This is a genomic window from Parashewanella hymeniacidonis (genome assembly GCF_016900895.1).
In the GTDB taxonomy this organism is placed as follows: Bacteria; Pseudomonadota; Gammaproteobacteria; order Enterobacterales; family Shewanellaceae; genus Parashewanella; species Parashewanella hymeniacidonis.
The window spans coordinates 1-19,868 of sequence record NZ_JAFEUN010000016.1 but is presented as its reverse complement, the minus strand read 5'-3'; the positions used below and the strand labels follow the sequence as shown (position 1 = coordinate 19,868).

Genomic DNA, 19,868 nt, shown 5'->3' with positions numbered 1-19,868 from the left:
TTAAAGTTGTGGCATAGCTTTAGGCGTTGTGATTGCTTTGGCGTTCACAGTTTTTACTTTACTGTTATTGCTTAAACGAATTTGCCCGGTAACCACGATTTGATCGCCAGGTTGTAGGTTGCCTTTTACTAAGGCAAGGTTTCCATTGCGTTCGACAATATTTACATCCACTTGAGAGGCTCGTTTTATCGACTTGCCACCTTCTGTCACGGTGTTAACTACATAAACCGTACTGCCATATAAAGCATAATTAATTGCCGTTTGCGGAATAACAATTTGATTTTCTAACTTAGAAAGTTGGACGTTAACTTGTGCAAACATACCACTACGAAGTTTCTCATCAGGATTTGGAATTTCTGCTTGTATTTGGATAAGGCCGCTTTGGTAAAATACTGCAGGCTCTATCGCTGAAATATGACCGACGAAATGTTGGCTAGGATAAGCATCAACATTGACATTTAATGCTTGGCCAACCTTTACTTTTGATAACTGAGTTTGAGGAATAGTAAAACGAATTTTTAGTGTTTTTATATCTTCTAAACGGACAATTTCACTGCCTGCTTTAAGGAACTCACCTAAGTGCACACTTCGAATACCTATTAAGCCTGAGAAAGGCGCTTTAATGACTTTACGGTCAATTGTCGCTTGCAATGATTTTATATCTGCTTCTAAAGCAAGGTATTTTGCTTCGGCATTATCGAGATCTTGTTTAGAAATCGACTTTTGTCGAAACAGTTTATTTAAACGATGATAATCAGCTCTTGCGGCAGGAAGCTGAACTCGCTTACTGGTTAAATTTGCTTTTTCTACTTCAGCATCTAAACGAACAAGGACTTGCCCTTTTTTGACTTCAGCGCCATTTTTAAAGTCAATAGAGCTGATCACGCCAGCTAATTGATTGGAGATGGTTATACCCTGTAATGGTTCAACAAAACCAATGGCATTGACTTGTGGCTGCCATGATTGTTGTTTCAGAGTCTGAGTCGTTACTGGGAACTCTTGTTCAGGTAAATTGGATAAAGCGTCAGAGATTTTTCCCTGCACAAATAAATTGAAGCCAATAACTGAGCCAAAGGCTGCAACGGCAACCAAAAGCATTATTAGAATCCACTTTTTCATAATCTGTTATGACTCCTAGCTATCTGAAAAAGAAGTAGATATTGCTGACCAGCACCGCTTGCAAACAACAAGTAGTTCTGAGTCGTTATATTCCAAATGTCCTTCTGAAATTCTGTGTCCTAATGCAATCGCTGGCTCAAAGCCAATTGAAAACAAGTATTCATCTTCAAGGTCGGTGATTAACCCTTGTTGCTGGCCTTGTTTAAACATCGTGAGCAAAGGTTCAAATGTATTTTGTTCAAATGCTCGGTGTTCATCGGATTCAATGCCAGGAAGCTGACTGTATTGCTGATAATTCAGCTGATTTGAATTCCGATTACTGCCAAGCTTTAAAAAATTAAACCAAAGGTGAGTGAATTGCGCTTCAACACTTTCTTGTGTGAAGCCACTGAAAACAAACTCTGCAACGTTTTTAAGTACGTCTTTTCTTAACTCAGAGATAAGTGCTTCTTTATCCGTGAAATAACGATAAATGGTTCCCGCAGCTACTTGAGCCGTCGTGGCTAGCTTCTGCATTGAGAGGTTGTGAAGACCTTCATCGGCGATGAGCTGCTCTGCTGCTCTCAAAATTACGTTTCGTTTATATGCCATAGATCCAAAAAATAAAATGAATGAACGTTCATTTAATTATCATATGATTTGTACTTATAACGAGCAAAAAGTGCATATGAAAATGTGATTCTGATCGTGTTTTTATCCGTCGTATACAGTCTGATGAGTTTTAAGATATGTTGGTTCAGCTCTGATACAGATAGTTAGATCACGCTCACAAATATTTATCAGTATAGAAGGCTTTGATATAATTGATCACAAAACTCACTGTATACGATAGTCAACTGCTCGCCTAAAGGGGAGTGGTGTCTCAAACGTCTTTTATACTATTTTATTAGTCTGGGTGCGTTTACGTTATATTACTCTTTTAACTCCATCGTCACTCATATTTTGGAATTCGCTTTTAATGAAACTTAATCCTGGTCAAAACGAAGCTGTGCACTATGTCTCAGGCCCCTGTCTCGTACTCGCTGGAGCTGGTAGTGGTAAGACTCGGGTGATCATTAATAAGATGGCCTATCTACTAGAGAAATGTGGTTATCGAGCGAGAAATATTGCAGCTGTAACCTTTACTAACAAAGCGGCTCGTGAAATGAAAGAGCGTGTCGCACAGTCCATCGGTAAACAGTTATCACGTGGGTTATGGATTTCGACGTTTCACACTCTGGGTTTAGAAATCATTAAAAAAGAATACAAAGTCGTTGGGTTAAAAGCCGGATTTTCATTGTTTGATGATCAAGATTCATTAGCTTTGTTAAAAGAGCTTACAGAAAATGAACTACAAGAAGATAAAGATTTACTGCGTGCATTAATGACCGAAATTTCCAATTGGAAAGGTAACCTTGTCATTCCAGAGCATGCATTAAAGATTGCTAAAGGAGAGCAGCAACAACTTTTTGCTCTGTTATACAAACGTTATGCTCAACACATGAAAGCCTATAATGCGCTTGATTTTGATGATTTAATTTTACTGCCAACACTATTACTCAAGCATAACGCTGAAGTGAGGGAGCGCTGGCAAACTCGTTTTCAGTACTTGCTTGTGGATGAGTACCAAGATACGAACTCGAGTCAATATGAATTAGTGAAATTATTGGTAGGTGAAAGAGCCAGATTTACCGTCGTGGGCGACGACGATCAGTCGATTTATTCATGGCGTGGTGCTAAACCACAAAACCTTGTGTTATTGGGTAAAGATTTTCCACACTTAAAGTTGATTAAGCTTGAACAAAACTATCGCTCTAGTCAGCGAATTCTAAAGTCAGCCAATATTTTGATTGCTAATAACCCTCATGTTTATGATAAATCACTATTTAGTGAGCTCGCCTATGGTGAGCCATTAAGAGTTTTACTCGCAGCCTCCGAAGAGCAAGAAGCTGAGAGGGTCGTGGCAGAGATCATTAGGCATAAGTTTGTTGGAAAAACTCGTTATGGTGATTATGCAATTTTATATCGTGGTAATCACCAATCTAGATTGCTTGAACGCGCACTGATGACCAACCGTATTCCCTATAAGCTTAGTGGCGGTACTTCATTTTTTTCTAGAGCGGAAATCAAAGACATCATGGCTTACTTGCGTTTAGTGGTTAATCCTGATGATGACAACGCCTTTCTAAGAGTCGTCAACCTGCCAAAGCGAGGTATCGGCCCTGCGACATTAGAAATATTAGGTAACTTTGCTAACAGTAAACATATTTCATTATTCAGTGCGATTTTTGAAGCTGAGCTTAATCACCACCTTAGTCCAAAGGCGTGCGGTGAGTTATATAAGTTCGGAAAGTTTATTGTGGATACAGGCGAAATCGCAACCCGTGGCGAAGGTATTGATGCCATCAAACAGCTAATTCGTAATATTAATTACGAAGATTATCTGTATGAAACCAGTACAAGTGCAAAGGCTGCTGAAATGCGAATGAAAAACATCTCAGAGTTATATCGCTGGGTGACTGAAATGCTGCAAGGTGATGAGTTGGATGAGCCAATGACCTTGCCTGAAGTGGTTACTCGCTTAACACTCCGAGATATGATGGAGCGAAACAGTGAGGACGAAGCAGGTGATCAAGTGCAGTTGATGACATTACATGCATCGAAAGGTCTAGAGTTTCCCTATGTATTTATGGTCGGAATGGAAGAAGGTCTGTTACCACATCAAACGTCAATAGATGAGGATAATGTTGAAGAAGAGCGTCGTTTAGCATACGTGGGTATCACTCGTGCACAACGAGAGTTGTGGTTTATTATTTGTCGAGAACGCAGGCAGTATGGTGAGGTTATTAGGACGGAGCCAAGTCGATTCTTAATGGAGTTGCCACAAGACGATGTTATTTGGGAAAACAAAAAGCCCGCGCAGTCAGAACAAGAAAGGGTGAGTGCTGGTAAGTCCAATATTTCGAATTTAAGAGCAATGCTGACCAAAGACTAGCTAGCGACTTTAGGCGTTGGATTCATTGTATGAGAAGGCTGGTGGAGGACATAGCGTCCACGTCCTTTAGCTTTAGCTTGGTACATGGCCATATCTGCATTTTTTAACATATTTTCTGTGCAAGATGTGGTTTGTGTGCTGATGGTTATCCCAATACTGGCACTAGAATAAAACTTGTGTTCATTGAGAGAGTAAGGCTGAGATAAGAGCTGCAATACACGATCGGCAATTTCAATCGCATCGTTGGTGTGCTGAATGCTGTCTAACAAAATGACAAATTCATCTCCGCCTAAACGCCCAAGTGTGTCATTTTGTCTTATACAAAGTTTTAGCCTATCAGCGGTTTCTACAAGAAAACGATCACCCTCAATATGTCCAAGTGTGTCGTTAATCAATTTAAATTTGTCTAAATCAATAAACATTAAAGCAAAAGTGTCATCTTGATGGCGCTGAACATGATTGATGGCTTGCTGCAAGCGTTCCATAAACATCGCTCTATTCGGTAAGCCTGTTAGTGGGTCATGTTTAGCATCATAAATTAACTGTTGTTCAACTTTTTTACGTCGACTGATTTCCTTTTCAAGTTCTTTATTCGATTTTTCTAATTCTTTTGTACGTTTATCTACCTGCTTTTCTAGCAATTTGTAACTGCATTGCATTGCTTCTTTGGATTCTTTTCTCTCGATAGCCGCAGCAATGTGTTGCGCAACAAAATTGAGCAGCTCTAAATCTTTCTCGTGAAAGAGAACATCCTGCTCATTGTGATGGACGACGAGGCTACCACGAACTTTTTGTTGGATGATCAGTGGAGTGCCCATCCATTGCTTTATTAAAGGGACATTCAAGCAGAACGGTGTTTCTTGAAAGATCAACTTCTGCTCTGTCATTAAAAGAATGTCATCTTTAGAAAATAAAATTGGCCTTTCTATTTTCATTACATATTCAGTCAAACCATCTTTGTAACCGCGACCTTCATGAATATTGTTTGAGTTCTCTGAACTGTAGAACGGAAAATTAAGCCAATTCTTTTTCTTATCATGCATGGCAATATAGCAGTCATTTGCTTCAAGTAATTCACAAAGAATGTTGTGTAATTCGCGGTAAAAATCATTGTCGTCAATATAGGACTGACTAAGATTGGCGATTTTATAAAGTGAACTTTGGAGTTTTTCGGCTTTGATGCGTTCTGTGACTTCAAGTTTTAAATCGTTATAAGCCGTAATCAGTTCACGCGTTCTTATTGAGATAGCTTGCTCTAATTGTGCGTGTTGCTTTAAGCGCTCGGTTACGCCTTCTATGTGCTGACAAATAAAGCTGAGTAGTTCTATCTCTGGTTGTCCATAACAATCGGAAGAGCTATAGCTCTTAACAACAATAACGCCGACTGGTGTACCACCGTGCATGATGGGAGTTCCAAGCCATGACTTGCAAGCAGGACCTTGGGGAGTAATTCCTTGAGCTGATATTTGTTCATCAATATCTTTACCACAAAATAAGAATGTTTCTCCGGTTTTGATTACATGACCAGTCAGATCTTTCCAAAGCTTTTTTGAGATTTGCTCTGCAGTATTAACAGAAAAACAATCGTCTTTTTCATCCACAAAAAAAGGAATATCGATTCGATTGGTCTGAGTACACAAAGTCGCAATAAAAAAATTATCAGCAGGCATGATTTGTTGCAGGTGTTGATGAACGCCCTGATAAAAGCAATTGAGGGTTTCTGCTTTAGAGGCAATGTTTGAAATAGAAATGAGAGTGTCTCGAGCACACTTAGCTTGCTTATACTGCAAAGCAATGTCTTTCAGCCGAACAATCCGTTTCTTTAATCGACCTACGGTACTGCTTTTTTGATGTATTTCTGGTTTATTTACGCCAAAATCCATTTGTTCGTATTCACTCCAGCTTGGAATTATTCACTTTTTTATTATCGCAACTAGAATTAACATGACTTTTTTATTATCGCAACTAGAATTAACATGACTTTTTTTATCTGCTAAGTCAAATTTTAATCGAATAATGTATAAAACTCGGCTTAATGTGCTATTTCTTGAGCAAATAAAATAAAAAGTGAAATCAGTACTAGACGCGGCATTCATTTATCCCTATTATACGCCGCGCTAACCGATGATGAGCGCCCATAGCTCAGTTGGATAGAGCGCACCCCTCCGGAGGGTGAGGCCGAGGGTTCGAATCCTTCTGGGCGCACCATTTCTGGAATGAATGCACTATTCATGAAATTGTTAGCAAATATTTGTGGTGATTGTAGCTCAGTTGGTAGAGCCCCGGATTGTGATTCCGGTTGTCGTGGGTTCGAGCCCCATCAGTCACCCCACTTCTCGGTGATTAGCGCAGCCCGGTAGCGCATCTGCTTTGGGAGCAGAGGGTCAGAGGTTCGAATCCTCTATCACCGACCACATTTTAAAAACTGATATTTCAGTTTTCCCAGATACGGTGATTAGCGCAGCCCGGTAGCGCATCTGCTTTGGGAGCAGAGGGTCAGAGGTTCGAATCCTCTATCACCGACCAAAACATTAAGCCCTAGTTTAAACACTAGGGCTTTTTTGTATCTGATTGAGCGTCAAAATGAATCGGGTAATAAAAACGACTGTGATCTGAACCTTTAAGGTTTAAAGGAAAGTCATGGGTATTGATATTTCTTGCTGATTGCTGGGTAAACGAAACCAATAGCTCTTCAGCTGATTTGTTCGAAAGAAGGCAAAGCTCGTTCAATGGTTCTAATTTTAAACCATTATCGTATGGGATAATATTGAGCCGTGAATACATCATAATTCCACTCCTTGGAAATAACGCTTTAATGGAACTCGCTTTTAACAATCAGTAAACAACCCAAACATCGCCTTCTCCATCAAGTTCTTCTACCGCTCCGTTTTGTAAATATATCTTTTTGAGTAGTTCTAGCTTTTTTCGCTCCTCTTCTTCCCAAGGGAAGCATTGTTTTGATAACACCATGCCTTTGACCCTCTCAATTCCGGGTAGCTGTTTAAAGCTTTTTAGTAATTCCACAAAAGCTGAAACCGAACTTTTTATTCCTTTTGGAGATTTTTCATGGGTTTCAAAATTACCAATAATCACTTCGTTTTCTTCAACTCGATATGTCATTGTCCATTCTTCGGTATTGACCGTTTTTCCTACTTCGTAGTTACTCTCTCCGAAGTAGGCTGTTTCGGGCGTAATTCCCTTACTTTCAAAATATTCAGAAACTGGATCCATGATTCACCTATTATTTGCTGAGTGCGGATTCGATAGCTCTATGCAAGTTTACAAGTTCTGTTAATAGCGAAATCATATCAACAGAGGTTTTATTTGCTCTTGAGTATGCATCGCTGACATCTTTAGAAAACTGCTCAGAAATTTGGTCGACTAAACCTGCGACTGTTCTTTTGATATCAGCTTGATAAGTAATCTGTGCACTGCCCATACTACCAGCGCCATCAGAAAGTTTACTGAACATTTGACCACCAATTGATAAACTCTCGCCGATTCCGACTTTACCTACTGCACCACCAACGACACCACAGACACTCGCAACAGAGCCGATTGCAGCACCAGCAACACTCAGTCCACCGGCAAGCATAGCTGCATTACGTGTTTGTCCTATCGCATCCATTTTCTGATTTAAGGCGTTCATTTTGATATCCCAATTGAGCTTATCAAACAGTGTTTTAGCATCCTGAACGATATTACGCAGTGCTTGGAACATTTTAGCTAACTTAAACATCAGATCGTTAATTTCGGCGATGGCTTGAGCACCATCAAGACTACCTGAACCGAGATTGCCGTAATCTTTTTTAAGGGCTGAATAAAAGTCATTACAATCTTTATTTAAGTCACCAAGGTCATTAATGAACTTATTGTCTGACTTTAGCGTACTTGTAAGCCTGTCATGATCACTTAACTTAGCGAAAGCAGCATGTCTTTGCTTATAATCTTGGGTATGTTTACCTATGTCTTGTACTTCATCGTCTAATTCATCTAATTGACGATGTACTTCACTATTTAAGGTTCGATTCAACTGGTTTTGTTGGTTCTTTCCTTTTCGGGCTTTATTATTTCCATTGTGATGACCCGTTGATGATTTTAGGTTTCCTCTGTTGCTTAATGCTCGCTTTCTGCCTTTTCCTTTTGTTCCACCTTTGATGTCATCATCGTCTGAGTAAAGCATGTCGGCGTTTTGTGCTGCAATGTGCGCCGCATGGAGTGGTGTAATGCTAGTCATAATAAATTCCTCATGTCTAAACCTGTATATTAACGGCTAATATTCACAGCAACCTGAACGCTGACTTGCATCATTTGCTCTTGCATATCCTTAACGTTTTGTAGGACAGTTGCACTTTTACTTAGCACGTCTTTGATTTGTTTCTCTTCTTCTTTCCTGCTTGAGTCCATGTCTTGGTCGAGAAGCCCTAAAAATCCTTGTTGCGTTATAAGGGTTTGGATTGCTTTTGTAAAATTACCCTGAACGATAGCATTCGCCCCTTTACCACCTTGACTAATCGATTGTCCCAAGCCGAAAACAGCGGTTAAAAACCCGCCTTTTACGGCGACTTTAAGTGCTGCAGTCGCACAACGCTTCATGAGTTTTACGTTCATGTCGCTAATAATTCTTGTTAGGCTTCGGTTTACGCCTTTAGAGGATTGCTTCGCTGCCGCTTCCATCGATTCTTTTAGGCTGTCTTTAACCATTGATTTAATCGCATCTTTACCGAAGGCTTTTGTTACGCGTTTGAATACATTTTTAACCGTATCTTTAAGTGCTTCTTTACCTAAGTTGTAACCTTCTTTACCCGCTTCCTCGACGATTTCTTTGACGCCCTGATTAAGAATTCGTGTAACAATAGAGTCTCCAAGTTTTTCAGATACTTCTTCAGCTATTTTTTCAGACACTTCTTCGATGCTTTTAGCTGCAGAGTTAGCACCTAACTCTGTCATTTCCATAACACCCTCTTCAGCACCTTCAGTTCCTGCTTTGGTGACGGCATTCATCACTTCTTCGCCGGCAGCTTTGGTTGCAGCTTCAGCCGCACCTTTTACCGCACCACTTGCCGCTTTAAAGGCCATACCTGCACCAAAGATATCCGTTGCAAGACCAACCATTTCAACACCCAGTTGTATATAACCGGCTATTTCAGCTACCTTGTCACAGATTTTCGGGTCAGCGCCACAGAGTTTAGCTGTTTCAGCCGCAGCCTTGACCATGCCGACTACACCTGCAGTGAAATAGGCCGCACCAGCTACAACACTGGCGTAAGCATTTGGGTCGCAACCGAAACTGGCGACGGCTTCAACAACCCCTTCAACGAGTTTGAATAGCCCATAAATCTGTTCGGCAATACTAACCACCCAGTCGACAACACAAGCAAAAATGCCAAGCTTTTTGGCTTTCTTAGCAGCATCAGCTTGTTGCTTTAGCTGGTCTTGATACTGCTTAACTTTTTTGTCTCGGATATCACATTGTGAATCAGTCATAATCTTACTGGCTCTAGACTTCGCATCAGCTGTAGCCGAGAAGACTGATAAACAAAGGTTACCCATCATGCCAGTTAGTGCTCGCATATCTATTTTTGGTAGATCTCTACCAGAAATACTGCTGAGTGATTTAATCGCCGCTTTCATCTCTGGAGAGCTGGGCTTCGCATTATGAGTTATCGCATTTAAGATATTCTGCGTAGATTGATCATAATCTTTAAAACTTACTTGTTCTTTTTTTTGCTTTTTGTCTTGTTCATCAACATGACTCAGCAATGCACCGGCAGATTGATTAAAATGCGGTAATGATGTTGCTTTTTTGATCGCATGATTGCTAGCATCGATTAAGTTTGGGTTAAGGTCAGTGTTGTAGTCTGGAGTTCCCACATGGGGAATATGAACACCAGGCTTACCTGCAATTCCGCTACCACTAGGCATTTTGAACCTCCTTAGTTTGAGTATCTAACAGAGCCAATTGCTCTTTAGCTGAAATCTCTACTTCGGAAAACTCAGGCCGTCCGTTTGTCCAATTTAAGGAAGCAGTAAAGCTCTTTGTTGCAAATTCTAAATTTCCAAGTGCACTATAACTTAGCCCTGCATGGTATGAAGGCAGTGGGTTATCGATTTGAAGAGTTCCAGCCCTGCATAGGCAATAAATGGCTTCGTGATGCTGATCTAATTGTTGACACATCAAGCCTAAAGAGAAGTTATAATCAAAGTTCCAACTATCGATGCGCCAAAGCATATAGAAGATGTTTCTTGCACCGTGATAGTCTTTGAAAGCGACAAGTTGTAACGCATATTGATAAAGGTTATTTAAATCTTTATCTTCAATATCCGTTAGCATTTTCAAAGAGCCGCCCATTTGAACGAACTTTTGTAGCGTATCGAAATCTTCATTTTTCATCTTACAACTCCTTCAATAGGTACTACACAGATGAATAAAAATTGTTTTGCTAGAAGTCTGATGCTCACTCTTTTAATCGTTAAGGGGCAGTGGTTTCTACCTTTTTGTACTTAACGTCTAGCTGCTATAGTTTTTAGTATAGTCATATCGCTGAGTTTGGCTGATGAACAGGTCATTTTTAACAGCGTTTTTAGACTTCTTCTGATATTAATAATAGATGGTTAAGTTTCTGGCGATATCGAAAAATAGAAGAAGTATTTTTGTAACTGGTCAAACCACTGGATGGTTATTTATCACATTACTAATGTTCGAGGCATTTAAATGAAAGATGCAGATGTAGTGATAATTGGAGGTGGAATTTTAGGTTCTGGCGTAGCGCAATGTGCGTCAGCAGCAGGTTATAGAGTGATCTTAGTCGATAAAAATAAAATCGCTAAGGCCACATCCTCTAATTCGAGTAAATTGATTCATGGTGGCCTTAGGTATCTTGAAACGGCGCAATTAAAGCTGGTTTATGAATCATTATCAGAGCGTTCGTTTCTACTTGCCAATGCAAAAGATCTAGTGAGGCCAGTTAAGTTTTATATTCCAGTATACCAATCTAGCCAACGAAAACCTTGGCAGCTTTTTGCTGGTTTAAGTTTGTATTATTTATTGAGTGGTTTTAACCGTTACGGCCAGTTTCGTCGTGTAAATAGAAAGGAATGGGCAACCATTACAGGCATTAGACAAGAAGGGATGATCGCACTATTTCAGTATTGGGATGCTCAAACTGATGATTACCTTTTAACTTCTTCGGTGGCCCAAAGTGCACAAGAAATGGGCGCCGAAATCTATGAAAATTGCAATTGCACTAAAATTGAGAAAAAAGGTGAATCTTATGTGGTTGAAACTGAATCAAAAGGTGAAATTGTAAAGATTAATGCCAAATGTGTCGTAAATGCTGCAGGGCCTTGGGGAACAGAAATAGCAAAAAAACTGGTCCCGCGAGTACCTGATTTGGAAGTAGAGCTCGTGGCTGGTTCTCATGTTTTACTGGATATTTCAGCGAGCGACCATATTCTATATCTTGAATCGCATCAAGATACTAGAGTGGTTTTTGTGATGCCTTGGTACGGAAAAACCCTGGTCGGGACAACTGAGAGTGCAGTTAAAGAAGCGCCTGATACATTTAAAGCTTCCGAAAATGAGATTCAGTACCTTTGTGAGATCTATGCTCATTATTTTGAGCAGTACTCCTATCAAGAATTAAAAAGTTTGATTATAAGAACCTTTTGTGGCGCCAGAGTTTTACCTAAAAATTCATTTAATCCTTACAAACGCTCACGTGAAACCATGATGAAAGTATACCCAGAGCATCAAAATGTGGTCACTATATTAGGTGGCAAATTAACAACTTATCGAGTGACGGCAAAACAAACACTGGTTTGGCTTGAAAAACGATTGGGAAAAAGAACTCAAGTGGCTGATTTTGATAAGATTGCTTTAACCAAACCAAAGGCTAACTAATTAAATACTCCGTTCAGACAAAGTCGCTTTAATGCTTTTATTAAGACTTAACTTATCTCAAAGATTTAAGTTTGTTGTTATATACCCATGATACCTGAAGATGCTCGATTTCAGCGAGAATGCACAACTTGTTAATCAAGGCGACAGTGTGCGGCAATAGTGAACTATTGTTAGCACTGGCAACGAAGAGTAACAAGCTGTGCAACTCGCACTGCGTGGACTTCTCAGCGCCAATTCTTCTTTGTTACATTAGCTCGAAAGAATCCCGATATTCCTTCGCTAATGCGCCTCAAAGAATTGGCGCTGAAAAAGTCCTGAAACATGCATCTTCAGGTATCATGGGTATAAATCTAATGCAATTGAGGTATGTAATAATTATGACACTAAAGTGTCATAATCTGGCCCCAAAAATACTAAGGGAAAAGGCAATGCCGCTACATATTTTTGGGCAGTTTCTTATTTTAGGTTGTATTTGTTTTGGGGGGCCTGTTGCACATATCGGTTACTTCAACAAAAGATTTGTTGGCGAATTGAAGTGGCTTAGTGAGGCACAGTTTCAACGATTGTTCGCTTTATGTCAGTGTTTACCAGGTCCAGCCTCCAGTCAGCTTGGTTTTGCCGTTGGATATCATAGAGGTGGTTTAGTTGGAGCGCTAGCCGCTTTTATTGGTTTTACATTACCTTCATTTGTATTGATGTTTGTATTAGCGATTGTCAGTTCAACTTGGCTTGAAACCTCTTGGCTGCAGCTATTGATTCATGGATTGAAGCTATTAGCTGTGATAGTCGTGGCCGATGCTGTCGTCGGGATGAGTAAAAACTTTTGTGGTGACATCGCCACTCGAATTATGGCGTTATTTTCGTTTGTCGTGTTGTTGTATTTCCCTAACGCGATCATACAAATTGCGGTATTGCTGATAGCGGCAATCATAGGAAGTACACTTTTCGCAAATACAAAAGCAGTAAGTGAAACTTCGTCTTTGAAGTTTAAAAAGCGTTGGTTAATGCTGTTTTCAGCACTATTGCTTGCGTTGTTGTGGTCAAACCACTATCCACAAAATATTCAAGTGCTTAAAGAGTTCTACTTAGCAGGCTCATTAGTTTTTGGTGGCGGTCATGTGGTGCTGCCGCTTTTACAAAATGGATTGTCTGAAATTATCGATTCGCAGACCTTTTTAGCTGGTTACGGTTTTGCTCAACTTATCCCTGGGCCCATGTTCACGTTAAGCAGCTTTTTAGGCACAACGGTATGGCAAGGAAACAATTTTATTGGTGCACTACTGGCGACACTCGCTATTTTTGCTCCTGGTTTTCTGCTGTTACTCGCTGTATTACCTACTTGGGAAAGCTTAAGCCAACGGCCAAATTTTAGTGCTGCGATTAACATGCTGAGTGCAGCTGTAGTAGGAATTCTTGCGGCAGCTTGGGTATCGCCCGTTGCCATCTCATCCGTTGTATCTGTTGCTGATGGTTTGATCGTTCTTACCGGGTTTTACCTATTGAGATGGCAAGGGTTTTCGATTCTTAAGCTCAGTATGCTTATCCTACTCTTTCAAATCGTAAAATTTGTTCTACAAAACCTGTAGTGGCTATTTCCAGAGCAGGGCGCTTAGGTTAAAATACTCGGCTGATTTTTTAATTTACCTGAAAGCCGTCAATGACGGTTTTCAATACGGATAAGCGAATAGAAATTCATGTTTGAAGTAAATCCGGTGAAAACCAAAATTAAGGAGTTGTCTGAGCGGACAGATCTTCTTAGGGGGTACCTTTGACTATGATGCTAAGAAAGAGCGTCTAGAAGAAGTTACCCGTGAGCTTGAAAGTTCAGAAGTTTGGGATAATCCTGAACATGCCCAAGCGCTCGGTAAAGAGCGTGTGTCGTTAGAAAAAGTCGTAAAGACCATTGATGATATGGATAACGGCCTAGAGGACGTTGAAGGTCTTTTAGAGCTGGCGATTGAAGAAGATGACGAAGAAACGTTTAATGATGCTAGTGCAGAATTAACCGATCTTAAATCTCGCCTTGAAGAGCTAGAATTCCGTCGCATGTTCTCTGGTCAAAATGATGAATCTGATTGCTACCTTGATATTCAATCAGGCTCAGGCGGTACTGAAGCGCAAGATTGGGCGAACATGGTTTTACGTATGTTCCTGCGCTGGGGTGAAGCTCACGATTTTAAACCTGAATTAATTGAAGTGACGGATGGTGATGTTGCCGGCATTAAAGGCGCAACAATCAAATTTACTGGTGAATATGCGTTTGGTTGGTTACGTACTGAAACTGGTGTTCATCGTCTTGTACGTAAATCGCCTTTTGATTCATCAGGTAAACGTCATACTTCATTTTGCTCTGTTTTTGTTTATCCAGAAGTAGATGATTCAATTGAAATTGATATCAATCCATCTGATTTACGTGTCGATACTTATCGTGCCTCAGGGGCAGGTGGTCAGCACGTGAATAAAACGGAATCTGCAATTCGTATTACTCACTTGCCAACCAATACGGTTGTGCAGTGTCAAAACGATCGATCGCAACATAAAAACCGTGATGCAGCTATGAAGCAGTTAAAAGCGAAATTGTATGAGCTTGAAATGCTGAAGCAAAATGCGGATAAGCAAGCTGCAGAAGATGCAAAATCTGATATCGGTTGGGGAAGCCAAATTCGTTCATACGTTTTGGATGACTCCCGCATTAAAGATTTACGTACAGGCGTAGAAAATCGCAGTACACAGTCCGTCCTTGACGGTGATCTAGATAGATTTATTGAAGCCAGCCTGAAATCAGGTTTGTAAAGAGAGAAGAAAATGACTGAACACGTCCAAGATGAAAATAAGCTCATTGCTGAGCGTCGTGCAAAGCTCGCCCATATTCGCGAAGCTTGTCCTGCTAATGGTCACCCAAACAACTTCGATCGAAAACACAAGGCTGCTGATATTCAAGCTGAGTACGGCGAGTACACTAAAGAGCAGCTAGAAGAAATGGGCGTTCAGCGTTCAATCGCGGGGCGTGTAATGGCGAAACGTGGTCCTTTCTTAGTGATCCAAGACGTTTCTGGCCGCATTCAAGCTTATGCTGGTAAGCCTGTTCAAAAAGAACTGAAAGCAAAATACCAAGGTTTAGATATTGGTGACATTATTGGTGTTACTGGTCAATTGCACCTTTCTGGTAAAGGCGATCTTTACGTGAACATGGAAGACTACCAATTGCTGACCAAAGCATTGCGTCCATTGCCTGAAAAGTTCCACGGCTTAACTGACCAAGAAATGCGTTATCGTCAGCGTTATGTTGATTTGATCGTGAATGAAGACTCTCGTGCAGCCTTTATTATGCGTTCTAAAGTGGTTTCTTCAATCCGTAACTTCATGATCAAAAAAGAGTTCATGGAAGTTGAAACACCAATGATGCATACCATCCCAGGTGGCGCAACAGCGCGTCCATTTGAGACTCATCATAATGCACTTGATATGGCTATGTACTTACGTATTGCGCCAGAGCTCTATTTAAAGCGTCTAGTGGTTGGTGGTTTCGAGCGTGTATTTGAAGTTAACCGTAACTTCCGTAACGAAGGGTTATCACCACGCCATAACCCAGAATTCACTATGATGGAATTCTATATGGCGTACGCTGACTACCAAGATCTAATGGATCTAACGGAAGAGATGCTGAGTTCAATCGCAAAAGAACTTTGTGGTGACACTAAACTTCCCTATGGTGAGCATACCGTTGATTTTGGTGCGCCATACGCTCGTATGAGCATGCTTGATGCGATTAAGCATTACAACCCAGACAACGCAACGGTTCAGTCAATGACTTATGAAGAAGTTAAAGACGTAGAATTCATGCGCAAGCTGGCTAAAAGTCTACACATTGAAGTTGAGTCATTCTGGACTTGTGGTCAATTGTTTGAAGAGATCTTTGGTGAAACCGCCGAGCCTCAGTTAATGCAACCAACGTTCATCACTGGTTACCCTGCAGATATTTCTCCGCTTGCTCGCCGTAATGATGAAAACGAATTTATCACTGATCGCTTTGAATTCTTCATCGGTGGTCGTGAAGTCGCAAATGGTTTCTCTGAGCTTAATGATGCAGAAGATCAAGACAACCGCTTTAAAGCACAGGTTGAAGCGAAAGATGCAGGCGATGACGAAGCAATGTTCTACGATGCAGACTATATCACTGCACTAGAGCACGGCTTGCCACCAACAGCAGGCCAAGGCATTGGTATTGACCGTTTAGTGATGTTGTTTACCAACACCCATACGATTCGTGACGTGATCTTATTCCCAGCGATGCGTCCTCAAGGACAATAGTCTTCACCTTGGTGTGAATGACAATAAAAAAAGCCCTGAAAGTTCAGGGCTTTTTTAGGGGCAAAGCTTTATCTCGTTGGATGTGGGTTCAACGCATACTCGAAAGTAGCTGCTACGGCATAATGATCTGATAAGTCCCATACCCCCCATAAATCGTCATTAGTACTTCTTAAAGACAGTACCCGGTTAAAGGATTTCAACGGTATTAAATGGTCATTTATGGGCAGTACGTAATCTAAGTATTCATTATCACCTTTAGCCCAGTGGTTATGGTGAGGATCATATGAATATTCCCATCCTGACATTGGAGGCACCTGAGTATTTAGACTCGTCTGCATGGTGTCGTATTCGTCTGGCATGTTGATTTTATCAATATTAAGATCTCCGGCTACGATAACAGGCTCGTTATCAGGGATATTTTTTGAATCAATAAAATCTTTAATCTCTTTTATTTGAGCTAATCGATCATTTTTAGCATCAAAAGATGTACCTGACTGAGTATGAGAAAGGAATATATGGTAAATCTGACCGAGTTTATCAACCTTTGCATATACAACACCTTTCGAGGCGAAACATTGAAGCCCGTCACAACGATGGAAGTAATGGATATCCTCCCTGACAATTGGATATTTAGATACAATTCTTAAACCAGAACCCACAACTCTGGGGAGGTGATCAAAAAACAGGTTATGGTAATTTTTAGTTGCATAGGGATACTCAGGCGCTAATTTCGGGAGTAAAATATTCGTTGTAGCTTTCTGATCAATTGCCTCCGTGAGTGCAAGTATGTCATAACCAGCAACGTTTTCGGGAATGGCATTGAAGCGTTCATTTTCTTTTTTAGAACCGTATATTTTAGTTCCCCAAACATTGTAAGAAAGTACCGAGATTTTACTTGCATCATTATTGAGTTCTGGCCCCTTGTGCGTTGGGTTTAACATGACCGATAAATTAGCAGAAGATAATTTGGCGTCAACCTCCGAATGTATTGAAGCAATTTCAGGGTTAAATCTATTTACTTTATCATCCGCTTTTAAATCTAAATTACATAATTTGTGTATGCCGTTTGAATCACAATCTCCTGATAAAGTGGCATTGATTGCTCCGTCGGCTTCAGTAATATCCAATGTCAGTTGACGGCTCATATTTTCAAGCTGAATTTCAAATTGGTTATCAGATACATCATTACCGATTAGCTTAAAATTACTGTTGCTCAACGCAGCAATGCTTGTTGGTTCATCAAGTAGTTCTGCCTTGTTTTGTTTGATGGATGTAATGGATATTGGATTCGTGAAGCTGTTGGTAATTGAAATCGTAAAATCGCTTGCATAGCTGTTCATCGTAAATAATGAAATTAGCATACTGCTTGCAATAGATAAGCGCTTAGCAGTCATATTGTATCCTCAAATGCCGATAAATGTATGGCGTCCGAGCGGATAATATCCTTTGTAGAACAGTTGATTATAAGCGGGGAACTCAACATATTATATTTAAAAATGCTATTAGATATATTCAGCTCAAATACTGATGATTCAGTAATGAAATGAACATCAACATTTATACGTTTTCGGAATGGTTAACTTAGGGGCTGTTGATCTTTGTTTATATTTTCAGCAATGATTATTTTTTGACGATAGCAAAGCGAAACAAGCGTTATTTAGTTCTTCTAAATGAGCGCAGTGACAATGCAGATAGCGTTAAAAATAACCATTGCCCTACGGGCTGAGTCTAAATCGCCTTACTCTGTGTTAAAAATAGTTTATTTAGATGACTAAATTGCACTATTTCCGCCTCGATTAAGGCGATGTATTGCTCAGCTGAATTATTAAACAAAGATCAACAGCCCCTAGGCTTTATTCAATAATCAGCAAGTGTGAACCGAGTAACATACCTCAGAAATAAGCGTTTTCGTTGAATGTGAAGGTATAATTAATGGCAAACAGAAAAAATAATGAAGAGAGTGATTGCAGTAAAAGTCGCCGTGACTTTATTAAATTTGGCTGTACGGCAGCACTGGCTGCGATGGCAGTTCAATCTATGCCGCTATCAGCTAAAATTTTCCCCTCATCCCTCATCGAGCCCTACTCGGCATTTCCTTTCACAGCAGGAAGTAAGCAATTATCAAGGTGTGTTTAAGCAGCTTGTAGGCACTTGGAGCAATAAAACGCTACCGGGGCATGGCTTCAATATGATTGCTTTGCCCTATCCAAAAGGTCCGTTCGCCTACCGTTTACTCGTAAATCAATACAATGAAGAATTAACTTTTAAACACATTGATGAAAATGTCGCAAATAGAGGGTTTCCAAAAGATCAGTTTATAACAGCTATAGCTTATCAGCAGAGTATAAAACAACTTGCGGCAGAGGATAGTCCTGTGAGTGGCGAAGCTGGAGGTAAAAATCTTGATATTCACCATGAGGTCGGTAAGTTTCTCTATATTAAAAACTCACAAAAGAAAGATTTTGATATAGCACGAATAGAAGTAGTCCCTCATGGCGACTCTGTATTGGTACTGGGAAATATGAGCCAAACGGATGGTGTGCCTGATGTAAAAGATTTTGCAGGATTGCCCATTGCTACAGCACGAGATATTAACTCTCCTTATTTAGCGCCTTATAAGCATTTTCATGAGCATTTATTTCAACCTAAAAAACTCAGTTGAACGCTAAATGACTTTTTAAGCCCATGAAAGTAAATTAATAACCTGATTGAATATTATCACCTGTTGGGTGAATCGCTCTACGCTCACAAGCTGGTTAAAATTGCCGTTATCTGCGTTAGAACATTTGCAAGTAGATTAACTACTTGCTGCACGCTCTGCCTTGCTACCGATAATTTTTTCTGCGCTTGAAAACGTACCCAACTGAGTTTTCTAGGTTCAAGGCGTATTTGACCCACTGCACCCCAGTGATTACCTAAAATCTGTAAACGAAAGCGAAGAGATAACAAAAACGACTCTATTTACGTTTGATTCTAGAAATAAAAGTGGAGGCATTAAGAATATTCCTTTTATTAATCAGAAGGCCAAGGCAACGGAAATGCAATTAACGTTTTACCTTCAAGAATTAGCTGAGCAGGATGATAATGGTAACCCAAAGCTGAGGTTGCAATATATACCCATATATGGACTCTCCCCTATTTACAAGGCATTAGTTTTTGAAAAAACAGGGTTCATTGCTGTCATATATTCGGCTTATTTATCAAGAAATCTGTCTTGTAGCCTTGATGGTATCCGCCTCTATCACCTTATCATGACAACGAGCTTTTATGCCCTTGGGTATATTCAGGTTTTAATAGAGCGGTGCTGAACCGTTTTTCATCAAATAATGTATTGCAAATTCTGGAGCAACCCTTTGAACTTGTTTACTGAAATACTTTCTTCTTTTGTAACTATTCAGCACTCTGAAAGTTAAATGAACAAAATACCTGCACTCAACTCACTATTTTTCACGATCATTTGACCGATCTAATCATCATGTCATGCTGTTGATATCATTCATTGAGTTGTAGCTTATTTTGAAAGTTAGTGGCATTGATATTGATGCAACCATTGCATATGTC

The 19,868-nt window shown here is 40.1% G+C and carries 16 protein-coding genes and 4 tRNA genes; 11 read left to right on the top strand and 9 right to left on the bottom strand.

Features of this window, described 5'->3' with window-relative positions; genetic code table 11:
- Both JQC92_RS05285 and JQC92_RS05280 read right to left on the bottom strand, forming a co-directional pair.
- The gene (locus JQC92_RS05285) at positions 1–1,119 is read right to left on the bottom strand and encodes an efflux RND transporter periplasmic adaptor subunit (protein ID WP_204998665.1); all 1,119 of its coding nucleotides are present in this window, start codon (positions 1,117–1,119) and stop codon (positions 1–3) included.
- A 15-nt stretch (positions 1,120–1,134) separates the two neighbouring features.
- Positions 1,135–1,710, bottom strand: coding sequence for a TetR/AcrR family transcriptional regulator (locus JQC92_RS05280; RefSeq protein WP_204998664.1), 576 nt, complete (start codon positions 1,708–1,710; stop codon positions 1,135–1,137).
- Between the two features lie 367 nt (positions 1,711–2,077).
- On the opposite strand from JQC92_RS05280, the gene rep reads away from it, so the two are divergent.
- Positions 2,078–4,093, top strand: coding sequence for a DNA helicase Rep (gene rep / locus JQC92_RS05275; RefSeq protein WP_204998663.1), 2,016 nt, complete (start codon positions 2,078–2,080; stop codon positions 4,091–4,093).
- Here the strand turns inward: rep and JQC92_RS05270 are convergent.
- Positions 4,090–5,976, bottom strand: a complete 1,887-nt coding sequence (locus tag JQC92_RS05270) for a diguanylate cyclase domain-containing protein (protein ID WP_204998662.1) — start codon at positions 5,974–5,976, stop codon at positions 4,090–4,092. The genes rep and JQC92_RS05270 overlap by 4 nt on opposite strands.
- A gap of 248 nt (positions 5,977–6,224) precedes the next feature.
- On the opposite strand from JQC92_RS05270, the gene JQC92_RS05265 reads away from it, so the two are divergent.
- The 4 genes from JQC92_RS05265 to JQC92_RS05250 all read left to right on the top strand — a co-directional run bounded on the left by JQC92_RS05265 (position 6,225) and on the right by JQC92_RS05250 (position 6,619).
- Positions 6,225–6,301, top strand: a tRNA-Arg gene (locus JQC92_RS05265).
- 48 nt (positions 6,302–6,349) lie between these two features.
- Positions 6,350–6,425 (top strand) — tRNA-His (locus JQC92_RS05260).
- A 5-nt stretch (positions 6,426–6,430) separates the two neighbouring features.
- Positions 6,431–6,507: transfer RNA gene (locus JQC92_RS05255), tRNA-Pro, on the top strand.
- A 35-nt stretch (positions 6,508–6,542) separates the two neighbouring features.
- Positions 6,543–6,619 (top strand) — tRNA-Pro (locus JQC92_RS05250).
- A 24-nt stretch (positions 6,620–6,643) separates the two neighbouring features.
- Here the strand turns inward: JQC92_RS05250 and JQC92_RS05245 are convergent.
- The 5 genes from JQC92_RS05245 to JQC92_RS05225 are packed head-to-tail and all read right to left on the bottom strand — an operon-like array spanning position 6,644 to position 10,487.
- A complete protein-coding gene (locus JQC92_RS05245) occupies positions 6,644–6,880 on the bottom strand; it encodes a hypothetical protein (RefSeq protein ID WP_204998661.1) in 237 nt (78 codons plus the stop codon).
- A 48-nt stretch (positions 6,881–6,928) separates the two neighbouring features.
- The gene (locus JQC92_RS05240; protein ID WP_204998660.1) at positions 6,929–7,324 is read right to left on the bottom strand and encodes a hypothetical protein; all 396 of its coding nucleotides are present in this window, start codon (positions 7,322–7,324) and stop codon (positions 6,929–6,931) included.
- A gap of 10 nt (positions 7,325–7,334) precedes the next feature.
- Entirely contained in the window at positions 7,335–8,330 is a 996-nt protein-coding gene (gene sseD / locus JQC92_RS05235; RefSeq protein WP_204998659.1) for a type III secretion system translocon protein SseD, read from the bottom strand.
- 29 nt (positions 8,331–8,359) lie between these two features.
- Positions 8,360–10,018, bottom strand: a complete 1,659-nt coding sequence (sctE, locus tag JQC92_RS05230; protein ID WP_204998658.1) for a type III secretion system translocon subunit SseC family protein — start codon at positions 10,016–10,018, stop codon at positions 8,360–8,362.
- Positions 10,011–10,487, bottom strand: a complete 477-nt coding sequence (locus tag JQC92_RS05225) for a CesD/SycD/LcrH family type III secretion system chaperone (protein ID WP_204998657.1) — start codon at positions 10,485–10,487, stop codon at positions 10,011–10,013. Before JQC92_RS05225 ends, sctE begins: the two co-directional genes overlap by 8 nt.
- A gap of 321 nt (positions 10,488–10,808) precedes the next feature.
- Here JQC92_RS05225 and JQC92_RS05220 point away from each other — a divergent pair, with 321 nt between their 5' ends.
- The 4 genes from JQC92_RS05220 (at position 10,809) to lysS (ending at position 16,307) form a co-directional block, all read left to right on the top strand.
- Positions 10,809–11,996, top strand: coding sequence for a glycerol-3-phosphate dehydrogenase/oxidase (locus JQC92_RS05220; RefSeq protein ID WP_204998656.1), 1,188 nt, complete (start codon positions 10,809–10,811; stop codon positions 11,994–11,996).
- 428 nt (positions 11,997–12,424) lie between these two features.
- Positions 12,425–13,582, top strand: coding sequence for a chromate efflux transporter (chrA, locus tag JQC92_RS05215; RefSeq protein ID WP_204998655.1), 1,158 nt, complete (start codon positions 12,425–12,427; stop codon positions 13,580–13,582).
- A gap of 108 nt (positions 13,583–13,690) precedes the next feature.
- A protein-coding gene (gene prfB, locus JQC92_RS05210) for a peptide chain release factor 2 (protein WP_204998654.1) occupies positions 13,691–14,789 on the top strand; the annotation gives its coding sequence in 2 pieces (ribosomal slippage) (positions 13,691–13,765 and positions 13,767–14,789; 1,098 coding nt in all).
- A gap of 12 nt (positions 14,790–14,801) precedes the next feature.
- Entirely contained in the window at positions 14,802–16,307 is a 1,506-nt protein-coding gene (gene lysS, locus JQC92_RS05205; RefSeq protein WP_204998653.1) for a lysine--tRNA ligase, read from the top strand.
- A gap of 68 nt (positions 16,308–16,375) precedes the next feature.
- On the opposite strand, the gene JQC92_RS05200 is transcribed toward lysS, so the two are convergent.
- Entirely contained in the window at positions 16,376–17,701 is a 1,326-nt protein-coding gene (locus JQC92_RS05200) for a sphingomyelin phosphodiesterase (RefSeq protein ID WP_204998652.1), read from the bottom strand.
- A gap of 538 nt (positions 17,702–18,239) precedes the next feature.
- Here JQC92_RS05200 and JQC92_RS05195 point away from each other — a divergent pair.
- Both JQC92_RS05195 and JQC92_RS05190 read left to right on the top strand, forming a co-directional pair.
- The gene (locus tag JQC92_RS05195) at positions 18,240–18,443 is read left to right on the top strand and encodes a twin-arginine translocation signal domain-containing protein (RefSeq protein WP_204998651.1); all 204 of its coding nucleotides are present in this window, start codon (positions 18,240–18,242) and stop codon (positions 18,441–18,443) included.
- Complete coding sequence (locus JQC92_RS05190) at positions 18,436–18,969, top strand: heme-binding protein (protein WP_204998650.1); 534 nt, start codon at positions 18,436–18,438, stop codon at positions 18,967–18,969. Before JQC92_RS05195 ends, JQC92_RS05190 begins: the two co-directional genes overlap by 8 nt.
- Positions 18,970–19,868 lie beyond the last annotated feature (899 nt).

Bases quoted from the DNA above. Each gene is read 5' to 3' on its own strand.
- JQC92_RS05195 (WP_204998651.1), top strand. From the start codon at position 18,240: ATGGCAAACAGAAAAAATAATGAAGAGAGTGATTGCAGTAAAAGTCGC.
- sseD (WP_204998659.1), bottom strand. From the start codon at position 8,330: ATGACTAGCATTACACCACTCCATGCGGCGCACATTGCAGCACAAAAC.
- JQC92_RS05270 (WP_204998662.1), bottom strand. From the start codon at position 5,976: ATGGATTTTGGCGTAAATAAACCAGAAATACATCAAAAAAGCAGTACC.
- JQC92_RS05225 (WP_204998657.1), bottom strand. From the start codon at position 10,487: ATGAAAAATGAAGATTTCGATACGCTACAAAAGTTCGTTCAAATGGGC.
- JQC92_RS05240 (WP_204998660.1), bottom strand. From the start codon at position 7,324: ATGGATCCAGTTTCTGAATATTTTGAAAGTAAGGGAATTACGCCCGAA.
- JQC92_RS05220 (WP_204998656.1), top strand. From the start codon at position 10,809: ATGAAAGATGCAGATGTAGTGATAATTGGAGGTGGAATTTTAGGTTCT.
- rep (WP_204998663.1), top strand. From the start codon at position 2,078: ATGAAACTTAATCCTGGTCAAAACGAAGCTGTGCACTATGTCTCAGGC.
- sctE (WP_204998658.1), bottom strand. From the start codon at position 10,018: ATGCCTAGTGGTAGCGGAATTGCAGGTAAGCCTGGTGTTCATATTCCC.
- lysS (WP_204998653.1), top strand. From the start codon at position 14,802: ATGACTGAACACGTCCAAGATGAAAATAAGCTCATTGCTGAGCGTCGT.
- JQC92_RS05285 (WP_204998665.1), bottom strand. From the start codon at position 1,119: ATGAAAAAGTGGATTCTAATAATGCTTTTGGTTGCCGTTGCAGCCTTT.
- JQC92_RS05200 (WP_204998652.1), bottom strand. From the start codon at position 17,701: ATGACTGCTAAGCGCTTATCTATTGCAAGCAGTATGCTAATTTCATTA.
- JQC92_RS05245 (WP_204998661.1), bottom strand. From the start codon at position 6,880: ATGATGTATTCACGGCTCAATATTATCCCATACGATAATGGTTTAAAA.
- JQC92_RS05280 (WP_204998664.1), bottom strand. From the start codon at position 1,710: ATGGCATATAAACGAAACGTAATTTTGAGAGCAGCAGAGCAGCTCATC.
- chrA (WP_204998655.1), top strand. From the start codon at position 12,425: ATGCCGCTACATATTTTTGGGCAGTTTCTTATTTTAGGTTGTATTTGT.